Genomic DNA, 14,034 nt, shown 5'->3' with positions numbered 1-14,034 from the left:
GTTCGTGTAACCTACGTGAGACGATCGAACGACGCACTCGAGGGATACATTCCATGATCGAAACGCTCACTGACCCGATCGTGGCGACGATGGCCGGCTACTTCGCGGTGACGATTGCGGTCGGAATCTGGTACGGTCGCGGTGCTGGCGAGGGGTACGTGGAGTTCACCCTGGCCGGTCGCAATTTGAGTCTGCCCGTCTACCTGATGACCTACTTCGCGACGTTTGCGGGCGGTGGACTCACGATGGGGATCGCCCAGCAGGCGTTCGTCGAGGGGATCAGCGCGCAGTGGTACGCGATGACCCAGGGACTGGCCTGGATGACGATGACGCTGTTTATCGGCTTTATCTACTCGTTCGAGGTCGTAAGCGTCCCCGAGTTGCTCGGCCGAGTGTACGGCGACTACACGAAGTACTTCGCCGGTCTGTTTACTATCCTCGGACAGATCGCACTCACGGCCGGGCAGACGATCGGTATGGCGTCCGTGCTTGCTGTTACTACCGGAATCGATCTCTCGACTGCTTTCTGGATCAGCGTCGTCATCTTCGTCGGGCTCACCGCCTACGGAGGGATGAGCACGGTCGCCTACACCGACACGCTTCACGGCGTCGTCATCATCGTCGGAATGCTCGTCGCGATCCCGCTCGCGGTGGCCAACGTCGGCGGTGTCGGAGCCGTGACCGGCGACGTCCCGCAGGGTCACATGAACTGGGTCGGCGTCGGCATCATTCAGATCGGGACCTGGTATCTGATGTACATTACCGTCGCCGGCGCCCAACAGCAGATGCTCCAGCGCACGTGGTCCGCTCGGAGCCGAAAGGTCGCGATGTTCGGGACCTTTCTTGCGGGGACGATCATCACCGGATACGGAATCCTCACTGCAGCGGCTGGGATGGTCGCCAACGCACAGGGAGCCGACATCGAATCGGAGATGGCCTTCGCCTGGACGATCACGAACACCCTCCCCGACGTCTTCGCAGGTCTGCTGTTAGCTGCTGCCGTCTCGTCGGTCATCACCGGTGCCGACTCGTTCCTGCTCGCGGGCGCGACGAGTTTCATCAACGATATTTACATCCCGTTCCGGGGCGGCCGCGAGGGACTGTCCAACGCCCACCTCGTTTTCGTGACGCGGCTAACGATCGTCGGGTTCGGCGTCGGTGCGGCACTGATCGCGTTCAGCGGGATCGAGATCATCGTCATCAACACGCTCGGGATGGGCATCATGTCCGTGCTGTTTGCGGGGCTAGTGATGATGCTCTGGGATGGGACCGTCCGCGAAGCGGGACTCCCCGGCTTCGTCGTCGGCGGACTCGTCTTCGTCGTCTGGGAGTTCGGGCTGGGTTCACCCGAGTTCTTCGGCGAGGGACAGGTCGAACCCGCCGTTCCCGCGACGATCGCGGCCATCGTCACGATCTGGCTCGTTAGCGTCCTCTACGACGGCGAGACGTTCGACAACGACGACGTCCGCGAACACGCCAGTCAGGATATGGATCGACTGAACGCCGGCGAGTTTACCGACGTCGCCGACGACGATTGAGATACTGCCGGACAGCACGATTCACCGATCGCCACACGGGGGCGACGATCGGTACAGTGGCCGTATGAGATGGCGTCGGAACTCGAGAGAGCGCGCCGTTTTTGAGCCGTCCGTCTGTAGGGTGGACTATGGATCTCACCCACCGTCCCCGGCGACTCCGGCAGGATCGGGTCCGTGACCTCGTCAGCGAGACCAGCCTTGAGCCGACGGATCTCATTGCCCCAGTCTTCGTCGACGCGACGACCGACGTTCGCCGTCCGATCGAGTCGATGCCCGGCCACGAACGGGTCCCGATCGACGACGCCGTCGCCCGCGTCGAGGAAGTCCTCGAGACGGGCGTCGAAGCCGTGATGCTGTTTGGAATTCCCGAGTCGAAAGACCCCGAGGGGACCCGGGCCTGGGCCGACGACGGCGTCGTCCAGGAGGCGACGCGACGGATCAGCGACGAGACGGACGCCTACGTCATCACCGACGTCTGTCTCTGTGAGTACACCGACCACGGCCACTGTGGGTCACTCGAGGAGGAACTGCGCGGCGACGCCGACACCGACAGCGACGACCCCGCTTGCGAGCCGACGCTGACCGTCGACAACGACACGACCCTCGAGACACTCGATCGGATCGCCGTCTCCCACGCCGAGGCGGGGGCGGATATGGTCGCACCCAGCGGGATGATGGACGGAATGGTCGGCGCCATCCGCGAGGGACTCGACCGGGAGGGGTTCGACCACGTCCCGATCATGAGCTACGCCGCCAAATACGAGAGTGCCTTCTACGGTCCGTTCCGGGATGCCGCCGACGGCGCCCCCGCCTTCGGGAACCGCCGCCACTACCAGATGGATCCCGCGAACGCACGCGAAGCGCTGCGCGAAGTCCGCCTCGACGTCGAGCAGGGCGCGGACGTGTTGATGGTCAAGCCAGCGTTGCCGTATCTCGACATCGTGCGTGACATTCGACGTGAGTTCGACCACCCCGTCGCCGCCTACAACGTCTCCGGGGAGTACGCCATGTTGCACGCCGCCGCCGAGAAGGGGTGGCTCGACCTCGAGGCCGTCGCACTCGAGTCGCTGCTGTCGATCAAGCGGGCGGGGGCCGATCTGATCTTGACCTACTTCGCGGAGGACGTCGCGGAGCGACTCCCGACTCGAGCGTAATACTACCGGACACCAGTCATACTGCCGGACAGCAGTCAGTAACACGTCGGTCGCGAACTCGCGGCCGTCACCCGTTGGGACGGCCGCAGTCGCGCGACCGATCGTCGAATAGTGCTGTCCGGCAGTATCAATACACACCCGATCGCGTCTCGAGTGCGATCGGTGTGTACATCGTTACAGCAGTCCGTATCGGGCGTGGACCGCCACTAAGCGGGACGACAGACGGTCGTCAGTGTTCGCTATTCGGACAAACGTCCATTCGACCCGGACGCCGGCCGATAGTGTGCTAACAGCTACCGCGCGGCTGGCCGATCAGCCGCCGATCAGGGGTATATAGCTGTCCGTTGCCGTGCTCCGTCTTTCCGCTCTCTTTTTCTCGAATTACAAAGACAGAAACGAAACCGAGATACGGGAAACCCACACAGTCGTACTACCTTATATCGATTAAATCACCTTTAGACTTGTTTGGTTGGGCCTATTACTCCACAATAACTGGACGAACACCAACGCTAATCCTTATATTGGGTTAGCTCATCGTGAATAGACGTGATCCAAAAGACAACCATGATCGTAACCGGCCAATTCATGGACAAACGTCTATCAGCACACGAAAACGTGACGACACTCCGTGGGGTGATCGCGTGATCGATCCGACGATTCTCGAGGTCACGACCGGTGACTTAGAGTCGCTGGCGACGGGAATGAACCTGATGTGGGCGCTGACCGTCACCTTCCTCATTTTCTTCATGCACGCCGGCTTCGCGATGCTCGAGGCGGGTCAGGTCCGCTCGAAGAACGTCGCGAACCAGCTAACGAAGAACATGCTGACCTGGGCGGTCGGCATCGGCGTGTTCTTCGTCATCGGGATGGGGATCTCGAACAACGTCGGTGCGATCCTCGGAGGCGGCGAGTCGACCCCGCTGACCATGTTCGGTGAGGGATCGTTCGACTGGGTGATGTGGCTCTTTAGCGCGGTGTTCGCGATGACCGCCGCGACGATCGTCTCCGGTGCGGTCGCCGGCCGTGCGAAACTCCGCGCGTACGTCACCTACACGTTCCTGCTGGCAGCCGTGATCTACCCGGTCGTCGCGGCGATGGTCTGGTACGCGGGCCCCGGCGGCGAGCCGATCCTCGCCCAGCTAGGGTTCGCCGACTTCGCTGGCGGGATGGTCGTCCACGGCGTCGGTGGCGTCGCCGGCCTCACCGCGGCGTGGATCATCGGCGCGCGGATGGACAAGTACAACGACGACGGGTCGCCAAACGTCATCCCCGGCCACTCGATGACCTTCGCCGTGCTGGGGACGCTGATTCTCTGTTTCGGCTGGTTCGGCTTCAACGTCGGCACCGCCGCGACGGTGATCGACACGGGTACGTTCGAACTCGCCGACTTCGACTACGTCGGCAGCGTCGCGATGGTCACCGCCCTCGGGATGGGACTCGGCGCGATCGGGGCTGCGACCGTCTCGCTGTACCTAAACGGGAAAGTCGACACCCTCTACGTCGCCAACGGCATGCTCGCCGGCCTCGTCGGCGTCACGGGTCCGACTGACCTGCTCACGCCGATGGGTGCACTCGCGATCGGATTCATCGCCGGCGCTCAGCTGCCGATCGTCTTCCGGTTCGTCGAGAACCGCCTGCAGATCGACGACGTCTGTGCGGTCTTCCCCGTCCACGGCTCCGCGGGAATGCTCGGGCTGATCCTCTACCCGCTGTGGTCGAACGCCGACGGCGCGGCGACAGTCGGTGAGAGCGTGATCGCCGGCGGGATCTTCTCGATCGAGGCGGGCGCGTTCGCCCCCCAGATCGCCGGCGTCGCCGTCATCACGGTCTGGACCGTCCTCGCGACCGCCGCCGTCTGGGGCGGGCTGAAAGCGCTCGGTCAGGCTCGAGTCACGCCCGACCACGAGCGTGACGGCCTCGACGTCGCCGAACACGGCGTCGACACCTACCCCGAGTTCGGCAAGCCCGACGTGGCGACCGACGGCGGGGTCTCAGAAGCGAAACTGCGCACTGACGGGGGGAACGCGACCGACATCGAGATGGTGACCGCCATCATCCGCCCCGACCGCCTCGGCGCAGTCAAACAGGCTCTCGCTGAAATCGGCGCACCGTCGCTGACTGTCACCAACGTCTCCGGGCGGGGCTCCCAACCTGCCAAGAAAGGCCAGTGGCGCGGTGAGGAGTACACCGTCGACCTCCACCAGAAAGTCAAGATCGAGTGCGTCGTCGCCGACATCCCCGCCGACGAGGTCGTCGAGGCGATCGGTGAGGCGGCAAACACTGGCGAACCAGGTGACGGGAAGATCTTCGTGATCCCCGTCGAGGACGCCTACCAGGTCCGAACCGGAAAGACCGGACAGGACGCCGTCTGATCGGCACACTCGACCGCATCGCGTCGGCCGTCAGCAGTAACGCAGCGGCCGACACACATCTCACGTCTGTTCTCTCGTTTGTCGATCGGATTCGTCGACGTCGACGTCGACGCTGCCGCGGGAGCTGCCGCTGCTCGAGGACGAGGACGTGCTCGTCGACGTACGGCCGACGTGGTGGAACTGGAGCGCACACGCCATCGGTCTGGGCTGGTCGTGCTGGTTGGCCTCGTGATCGGTAGCGAGGCCGCGATCCTCGGACTCGTTGGCGGCCTCGTGATCGCGGGATACGTCTGGTATCGACGGAACCGAATTCGGTACTTCGTTACCGATCGGCGGATCGTCGTCCTGACGGGGTTCTCGGCCAGGAAGACCACCGAGACGTGGATGGAAGACGTCCGCGGGCTACAGACGAGCACGACCGCCTTCAGCCGCGGGCGTGGGTACGGTACGATCACGGTCTCCCACGGCGTGATTCCGCGTGGGTTCAGCCGAACGGCGGGGCTTCGACTCTCGAGCGTTCCGAACTACGAGCACGTGACCGAGACGATTCGTCAGCGTCAGTCGGAGCGCAAGGCTGGCGAGTACTGATACGGACTGCTGTCGCGCCGATCGCCAGGAGGGGGTCGGCGATCGGCGGGCAGTGACGACAGCAGACCTCTCACAGGCTGACGACGATGCCCAGTCGTGTCAACCGCGGGCTGCTGTCGGTCAGTTCTGATCGGTTTTTCTGCCCGTATTTCGGCTGCACCCGATCCGAAAAAGCAGCAATCCGGCTCTTCGCTACGACGAGTGGTGACTGGTCCGATTCATGATCGATTACGAGACTGTTGCTATTTACAAACTTCATAGTACTTAGAAGAAAATAAAGAAGGATTTGGTACGAATGGCTAATATGTTCGAATACTCTACCAGAAGAGAATTTATTATCATATCTGAAATTCTGTCTGAATGGTCTATTCAGATCACAGTAAGACAGCAAAATCGCATCGACTCGTCTCACCATGAGACGAGACAGTTGGACAACGGGATTGGCAGTACTGTTCGCAGTGTTACTGGTCACGTCGTTGGGTGCTCCAGTCGTTGCAAGCGACGCGACCGGCGGTGAGCCGACACCGTACGACACGGATGAATCCACTCTCGCCACTGCCGAGTACGACCCATCGACGACCGACCCAGCACCGTCGTCCGATGTAACGATCGACGAGAATGTACCCACAACCCAGGGAACCGTAGACGTACTCGTCTCTGTCGAAGCGGTCGACGTCCCGCTTTTGCAGAGTGAATCGACGGACGTCGCCGACAGTCTCAAGACACACGCCGAAACGAGTCAAGAGCCGCTCGTCGAATACGCCGAGGAAACCGACGGACTCGAGGTCCAAAACCAGTTCTGGATCACGAATACCGTTCTACTCGAGGTCGATCTCGAGACGGTCGATCTCGAGGCGGTCGCGTCCCAGGACGGTGTCGAACGGATCGAAAAGAACTACGCGGTTCAGACACCGAAACCGGTCGAGAGCGACAGTACCGAGGCCATCTACGGACCGAAGCAGATCGGCGCACCGGACGTCTGGGAGACGTACGGGACGATGGGTGACGGTTCGACGGTCGCGGTTCTCGATTCGGGCGTCGACCCCACGCATCCAGATATCGAGATCAGCGACGACAACTGGGCGGAGTTCGACGACGACGGCAGCATCGTTGACTCCGAGCCACACGACGACCACTCTCACGGGACACACGTCAGTGGGACGGTCACTGGCGGCAATGCTTCGGGCGAGTACATCGGCGTCGCACCGAACGCGACGCTACTGCACGGTGCCGTGATCCCGGGCGGTACTGGGAGTATGGCACAGGTGATCGCCGGTATCGAGTGGGCAGTCGAGGAGGACGCCGACGTCGTGACGATGAGCCTCGGACTCGAGGAGTATGCCGCCGACTTCATCGAGGCCGGCCAGAACGCGAACGCGGCGGGAACGACCGTCGTCGCCTCGACCGGCAACGACGGTGTCGGAACGTCGAGTTCGCCCGGGAACAGTTACGACGAGATAACTGTCGGAGCTACGAACGAGGACGCAGCGATCGCGAGCTTTTCGGGAGGTGAGGAGATCGAGACGTCGCTCGTGTGGGGCGCGGACACTCCCGAAGAGTGGCCGGAGACGTACGTCGTTCCGACCCTCGTCGCACCCGGTGTCGACGTCAAAAGTGCCACACCGGACGGCGAGTACGAGGTAAAATCTGGCACTTCGATGGCAGCACCACACGTCGCCGGCACGACCGCGCTGATGACCGCCGCCGCCGACGAGACGCCGCCGCCCGAAGACGTCCGTTCCGCACTCGAGTCGACGGCCTGGAAGCCGGCAGACGAACCCGATGAACCGGATATCCGGTACGGTCACGGGGTCGTCGACGCGAAAGCTGCAACCGATCGCGTTGCAGCACAACAGGGCGTCACCGGAACCGTGACCGACGCCACTGGTGATCCGATCGAGGGTGCGACCGTTTCGCTCGAGAGTGGCTTTGAGACGACAACCGACGAACGTGGCGAGTACGTGGTTGCTGGCACCGAAGACGTGATGGCCATTACTGTTGACCGCTTTGGCTACTCGAGCGAGTCGGCGTCGGTAAACGTCACTGGCGAGTACGTTACCCACAACGTTACGCTCGACGAACACGTCGACGTGAGGCCGATCGAGGCCCCACACGGTGCGATCGTGGGCGGCAATACGACGTTCGAGATCGAGACTGCCCACGCAGAGACGCTTACCGCCGACGTCGAGGGCGATCTCGACGATAGTGCGGTCGATCTGTACGTCGATGGCGACGAGATCGACGTCGGTGAACCCTACGAGATGGACGATCCCGACGGGAACGTCGTCGTAGACCTGTGGATTGCTGCCGACGAAGCCGGTAGCTTCTCGCTCGAGTTCGAAGCCGACGGTCTCGGTGAGACGGCCACATACGAGGTGTCCGATCTCGAAATATTCGAAGACACGTACAACGTCGGGGTCGTAGACACACCCGACAACGAGTACGGGTACGCGCTCGCAGCGGAACTCGACGACCTCCTGCCGATCAGATACGACGTCTCGTTTGTCCCGACCGACGAGGTGATGGACAGCATCGACGACTACGATACGTTCGTCGTCCAGAAGTTCGGCGAGGGTCACGACTACGAACTCGCTGCCGAGTTTTTCGAGGCAACTGCCGATCCGAGCACCGGCGTCGTCTATCTCGACCAACTCGACGAGGGAGCCGAGTGGGCCGATAGCCTCCACGAACTGTCTCAGGCGACCGGGACGCCCACTCGAGTCGACGAGCGGTGGAGCCTCGCTACGGACGAATGGGACTCTAGTATGGGCGTCTATCACGTCCGTAACGATCATCCGATCTTCGATGGCGTCGCCGAGGAGGGAGATACCGTCGAACTGTACAGCGCTGTCGGGACGGGTGAGCACGCCTGGTTCGAGGAGTTCAACGGGGAAGTGCTCGCAGACGTCGGCTGGGAAGGCCACGAGCCCCACGGTCAGGGGCTTGCCGTCGACGACCTCCGAAACGACGTTTATGCCGCCTCGATGGGTCGAACCCTGATGTTCGGCGACATATACGGTTACAGCGATGACTCCGACCGAATCCTGGCAAACAGCATCAAGCACGTTTCCGGGGACGCACCGATGTCGATCGCACAGGGACAGCCTGATCGCGTCTCACCGGGAGAATCGATCTCCGTCGAATTCGACGTGGCCGACCTCGATAAAATCGCCGTCGACGTCAACGAAGAGCATACGACGGTCGACGCCGAGAACCTGACGCTGTACATCGACGACACGGTCAACGCGTTCGGCACGTACCGTGGCTACAGCGAACCAGAGACGGGAACTGTCACCGTCGAAGTTGTGCCCGACGAACCGGTCCACGGCACGATCGCACTCGAGCACGATCTCGTCGCCGCCGACGGCGAGCGCCAGTCGGGGAACACCGGCCCAACCGCGATCTACGAGCCGCCGCTTGAAGTCCCCCACGACGTCGAGACGATTCAGGGAGGAATCGACCTCGCAGTGGGTGACGACGAGGTCGTCGTCGACGACGGCGTCTATGAAGAGCAGCTCACGGTTCGTGATGGCGGAATGGACGGCCTCACGGTTCGTGCGGCGGCGAACGCCTCACCGACGCTCGTCTTGCCCGACGAGACCGTCGAACAGTGGATTTACAACATCCAGGTCGACGATCAAGAGCCGGTCGTCTACGTCCGTCGCACTGACGACGTGACGATCTCCGGCTTCGAAATTGATGCCGGCGATGAAGCCGGCGTTATCGCCACACAGGCAGCCAACACGACGTTTTCCGACCTGCACGTGACGAACGCCTCGACGGCGATCTGGTCGGAGTTCGTCGCGGAACACACTACGATCGAAAACAACACGATTACCGACAGCGATAGCGGGGTCTTCGCCCACTGGTCGTCGGATCACAATCACATCGAAGGCAACGACATCTCGGCCGTCGAGACAGGGATCGAAACGGATCACGTGATCTCCGATGTCGACGTGCTCGACAACGAGGTGCGAAACGCCACGACTGGCTACCTGATAGACGGCGGTGGTGGACACACCGACGGTAACGTCGCCGAAAACGTCAGCAGGGGTCTCTGGCTCTCCACGTCGGGTAGCGTCGCGTCGCTCGACGACAACGTGGTCAGGAACGCGGAGACCGGAATTCGTGATGCGTCGGTGAACATGCCTCCGACAGTAACGGGCAACGACATTGAGGCCCGAACCGGTGTCTACGACTCGGGATGGGCGGGACCACCCGGATACCATCTCAACGACTTTTCGGGATCCGACCAGGTCATCGATTCGTCCCAACAGATCGATGCGCAGTTGAACTACGTCGGTGAGCAAACAACCAACGAGTCCATCGTCACCGACGGCGTCGCCTACGAGCCGTACCTGACTGACACGCCAGCGAACGTAAGCGGCTGGGAGACGCCCCAGATCGGTCTCGATCTCTCCCTCGAGGCCGGCGAGACCTACGCCGTCGGAATACCCGGACCGACCGACCAGACCGTCTCGGAGATCGTCGACGACGAAGCCGAGGGTGTTATCTACGGCTTTGACACCGAGACCCAGACGTGGGAACAACGCGGCCCGGACGACGCCGTCGACCCACTCGACGGACTCGTTGTCGTCGCCGAGAGTGACGTCCACCTCAGCATCGAGTTCCGGAGCCCTGACACCCCGGCAAGTCCCGGTCAGGCCGAACTCGAAGAGGGGTGGAACCTCGTTACGCCGCCGAAGTACGGCGAGGCGACGTCGGCTTTCGAGGACGGAACGTTCGAACCCACGCTGCTCCAGTCGCCGTTTGCCAGTCCCGACGGCCAACTCGACGATTCGGAGACCGTCGACGGGCTAGCCACCTTCGACCAGGACGACAGCCCACGTCTCAGTCCGTTCGAGAGCTACTTCGTCTTCGTCGAAGCGGACGGCACGCAACCGACTCGCCTGGCGTCCGACCCGGACGCGAAAGCGCTCTACGAGACGCTCGGTCTCGAAGCGCCGGACTGGTTCGATGCCGATGCCGATGCCGATGCCGAGACCGAGGCGACGACTGTCGAAGACGTCCTCGAGTCGGATCTGGACGACGAACAAACGCGTGCCGCGCTGGTCGAGGTCATTACCAGCGAACTTCACGATGAACTGGATAGCACCGACGAAAGCGTGACGCCCGTCGAGCAACTCACAGCAGTCCAAACATCGGCGGATGACCTGGCTGCCAACGCTCCCGACGAGCATCGCGATGAGGTTTCGAAGGCAGCCGAAACAGCGGTAGAGACGGTCATCAGCGTCGAGTTCGGCTGGAACGTCGCCCACTACGATAACCGCGAGGAGACGATGACGGACAACAGCAGTTCATCCACGCCGAACACTCACGCGACCGGATAGAACGATGACTGGATCGATATCACTGATGAACTCGAGCCACATCCGACGCGCAGTCGTCGCGCTCACGATTGCCGCTACAGTGGTGGCTCTCGGCAGCAGTGGGGTCGCCGTCACGGCAGCCGACGGGCCACCGCCGGCCCCGCTTTCCCTCCACGGGGAGGTCGAGATCGATTCCGAGCCTGCGCCGGCCGGAACGGAAATCGTCGCCTTGGTCGACGGCGACGAGCGCGCCACGATCGTCACCGAGACGAACGGCAGCTACGGCGGCCCAGCTATAGCCGCCGACAAACTCGTCGTCGACGGCGATTCCAGTACCGAGGGAGAGACGGTTTCGTTCCTCGTCAACGGTGACCGGGCCGACCAAACGATCGTCTGGGAACCCGGCGTCGATAGAGAACTCGATCTCTCTGTCGGCGACCCGTCGGCTACCGATGAGACGGCGAGCCCCATCGACTCGCCAGGCGGATCTAGCTCTATCGGTTCGCCAGACGGTGCCAGTGAGTCGAGGAACACCACCGATCCGTCCGACGGAGCCGGTGAACTGGAAAACGCCACCGATCCGTCCGACGGAGCCGACGAACTGGAAAACGCCACCGATTCGTCCGACGGAGCCAGCGACCGGAAGACGAGTGCTGACTCGAGTACGGACCGAACGGACGACAGTGACGACGGGATGCCCGGCTTCACAGCTGTCAGTGCGCTCGTCGCTTTCGCTGCAGTCGCTGTGGTGTTCCGAGTGGGGACGGCTGATATACTGTCGGACAGCAGGCAGTGAGCCGTCGGTCGCGACGTCGCGGCCCTCACCTGCGGGAACGTCCACAGTAGCGCGACCGACCGTCTCGACCGCGGGCGAGGTGGTGCCGAGCTGGACGACCACGTTGACGTCGTTTCCATCCGACCGAACCTCGGTACTACTTTCCCGTCCCGTTCCCAATCGCTGGGTATGAACCACGACAACTCACGCGATCTGTACGACCGTGCACTCTCGGTGATGCCCGGCGGGGTCAACTCGGCGGTGCGTGCGGCGATCGAACCCTATCCCTTCTTCGTCCAGAACGGCGACGCCGGACACGTCGTCGACGCCGACGGCAACCGCTACATCGACTGGGTGATGGGACTTGGCCCCCTCCTGTTGGGTCACGATCTTCCCGAACGCGTCCAGGCCGGCATCCAGCAAAACGCAAGCGAGGGGCCGATGTACGGCACCCCGACCGAGATCGAGGTCGACCTCGCGGAGTTCGTCGTCCGTCACGTCCCGAGCGTCGAGAAGATCCGCTTCGTCAACTCTGGGACCGAAGCCACGACCTCGGCGGTTCGACTGGCTCGCGGCTACACCGGCCGGAACAAGGTCGTCGTGATGCAGGGCGGCTACCACGGCGCCCAGGAGTCGACGCTGGTCGAGGGCGACGCCGAGAATCCCGCACCTTCCTCGGCGGGTATTCCACAGTCGTTTTCCGAACATACGCTTCCGGTCCCGTTCAACGACGAGGATGCCGTTCGCGAGGTGTTCGAGGAACACGGTGACGACATCGCGGCCGTCCTCACCGAACCCATCCTGGGTAACTACGGCATCGTCCATCCCGACGACGGCTACCACGAGTTCCTGCGGGAGATCACCGAGGAACACGGCTCACTGCTGATCTTCGACGAAGTGATCACCGGCTTCCGCGTCGGCGGACTGGGCTGTGCCCAAAGCGAGTTCGGCGTCACACCCGATCTGACGACGTTCGGCAAGATCATCGGCGGCGGCTTCCCCGTCGGCGCCATCGGCGGTCGTGCCGAAATCATCGAGGGGTTCGCCCCCTCCGGTCCCGTCTTCCAGGCCGGCACCTTCTCCGGCCACCCCGTCACGATGGCCGCCGGCCTCGAGACCCTGAAATTCGCCGCGGAAAACGACGTCTACGACCACGTCAACGGACTGGGCGAGCAGCTCCGGGACGGCCTCTCCGATATCGTCGCCGACCAGGCCCCGCAGTACACCGTCGCCGGCACCGACAGCATGTTCAAGGTGATCTTCACCCGCGACGGCGAGGCACCGAGAAACAGCGCCGACGTGAAAAACGCCGAGACTGACCGCTGGCGGCGGATCTTCTGGGGCCAGATGAAAGAGCAAGGCGTGTTCCTTTCACAGAACCAGTTCGAGTGTCAGTTCGTCAGCTACGGCCACACCGAAGACGACGTCGAAGAGACCCTCGAAGCGTACAAACACGCGCTGTGACCGTCGTTGCGACGGCGACCGCCCGCGGTAGTGACCCGCTCTCGAGATGACGACACAGGGCGACGAGATCGACTGGGCGCGGCTCGTCGAGCGGCTGCTGTATCTGGTTCCGCCGGTGGTCGGCGTCGGATTCGTCGGCGTGTTACAGGACACCGAGCCGGGAATCCCCGGGTTGGGACTCGGCCTCTTTCTCATCGGTGCCTTCGGGTACACGGCCCTGACACTGGGGTTGCTCGTGGCGATCTTCTTCGACGCGCGACGGGTCCGCCGGCGTCCGAAAGCGAGCGGAAACTGGGACCCCAACCCCTGGCTCAATGCGGCTGTCACGCTCGTGTCCGCCCCGCTTGCCGGTGTCGTCTACCTCGCGCGACGACACAGACGCTTCGGGACGCCGCCGGGCTGGTCGGACTGGTGGCTCGTGATCGCGGTCTCACTTGCGACGACGCTGTTCGGTGGCGCAATCGCGGTGATCGGGCTCGTCTTGACGATTCCAGGGCTGCTCGTGGCCGGCGTCGGTCTCGCCGGCGCGATCGCATTCGGTGCGTTTCCGATCGCGATCCACCAGGACGCGGCCTACGTCTGTACGTACGGTAATTCGTGGCGACCGAATCCCGGCGTCTACCTCGGGATCGCGTTCTTGAGCCTCTCGATACCGCCGCTGCAGCCGATCGTCGCGGGCTACTATCTCGCCCGCAGACACAAGGCGGTCGGAACGCCGTGACCACGAGCAGGTGTGCGATGTCCGATCGCACGAACTGGAACGCGTATCCGAACCGACGGGTCGTCGAGTGCAGGCTGTAGCTCTTTTCACCC

7 protein-coding genes and 1 pseudogene are annotated in these 14,034 nt (G+C 62.8%); all 8 read left to right on the top strand.

The features are described from left to right. Nucleotides 1-53: 53 nt before the first annotated feature. Nucleotides 54-1,538 carry a sodium:solute symporter family protein gene (locus RBH26_RS10055; protein WP_306758113.1) on the top strand — a complete coding sequence of 495 codons (1,485 nt, stop codon included), beginning with the start codon at nucleotides 54-56 and terminating at the stop codon, nucleotides 1,536-1,538. Nucleotides 1,539-1,666: 128 nt separating this feature from the next. Then, nucleotides 1,667-2,692, top strand: coding sequence for a porphobilinogen synthase (hemB, locus tag RBH26_RS10050; protein WP_306758112.1), 1,026 nt, complete (start codon nucleotides 1,667-1,669; stop codon nucleotides 2,690-2,692). 641 nt (nucleotides 2,693-3,333) lie between these two features. Continuing rightward, on the top strand, nucleotides 3,334-5,064 hold the full coding sequence (locus tag RBH26_RS10045; protein ID WP_306758110.1) for an ammonium transporter: 1,731 nt from the start codon (nucleotides 3,334-3,336) through the stop codon (nucleotides 5,062-5,064). Nucleotides 5,065-5,176: 112 nt separating this feature from the next. Beyond that, nucleotides 5,177-5,652: pseudogene (locus tag RBH26_RS10040) on the top strand (PH domain-containing protein). A 476-nt stretch (nucleotides 5,653-6,128) separates the two neighbouring features. Continuing rightward, a complete protein-coding gene (locus tag RBH26_RS10035; protein ID WP_306758109.1) occupies nucleotides 6,129-11,003 on the top strand; it encodes a S8 family serine peptidase in 4,875 nt (1,624 codons plus the stop codon). Nucleotides 11,004-11,028: 25 nt separating this feature from the next. Continuing rightward, complete coding sequence (locus tag RBH26_RS10030; protein WP_306758108.1) at nucleotides 11,029-11,778, top strand: hypothetical protein; 750 nt, start codon at nucleotides 11,029-11,031, stop codon at nucleotides 11,776-11,778. Between the two features lie 168 nt (nucleotides 11,779-11,946). Beyond that, nucleotides 11,947-13,221 carry a glutamate-1-semialdehyde 2,1-aminomutase gene (locus RBH26_RS10025; protein ID WP_306758107.1) on the top strand — a complete coding sequence of 425 codons (1,275 nt, stop codon included), beginning with the start codon at nucleotides 11,947-11,949 and terminating at the stop codon, nucleotides 13,219-13,221. Between the two features lie 46 nt (nucleotides 13,222-13,267). Then, nucleotides 13,268-13,942 carry a hypothetical protein gene (locus tag RBH26_RS10020; protein ID WP_306758106.1) on the top strand — a complete coding sequence of 225 codons (675 nt, stop codon included), beginning with the start codon at nucleotides 13,268-13,270 and terminating at the stop codon, nucleotides 13,940-13,942. Nucleotides 13,943-14,034 lie beyond the last annotated feature (92 nt).

It is taken from the genome of Natronolimnohabitans sp. A-GB9 (assembly GCF_030848565.1).
Taxonomy (GTDB): Archaea; Halobacteriota; Halobacteria; order Halobacteriales; family Natrialbaceae; genus Natronolimnohabitans.
Note: the sequence above shows the minus strand (reverse complement) of the source record. Positions and strands in the feature narration are given on the sequence as shown.

Coding starts and splice junctions, on each gene's coding strand:
- RBH26_RS10055 (WP_306758113.1), top strand. CDS start 54: ATGATCGAAACGCTCACTGACCCGATCGTGGCGACGATGGCCGGCTAC.
- hemB (WP_306758112.1), top strand. CDS start 1,667: ATGGATCTCACCCACCGTCCCCGGCGACTCCGGCAGGATCGGGTCCGT.
- RBH26_RS10030 (WP_306758108.1), top strand. CDS start 11,029: ATGAACTCGAGCCACATCCGACGCGCAGTCGTCGCGCTCACGATTGCC.
- RBH26_RS10025 (WP_306758107.1), top strand. CDS start 11,947: ATGAACCACGACAACTCACGCGATCTGTACGACCGTGCACTCTCGGTG.
- RBH26_RS10020 (WP_306758106.1), top strand. CDS start 13,268: ATGACGACACAGGGCGACGAGATCGACTGGGCGCGGCTCGTCGAGCGG.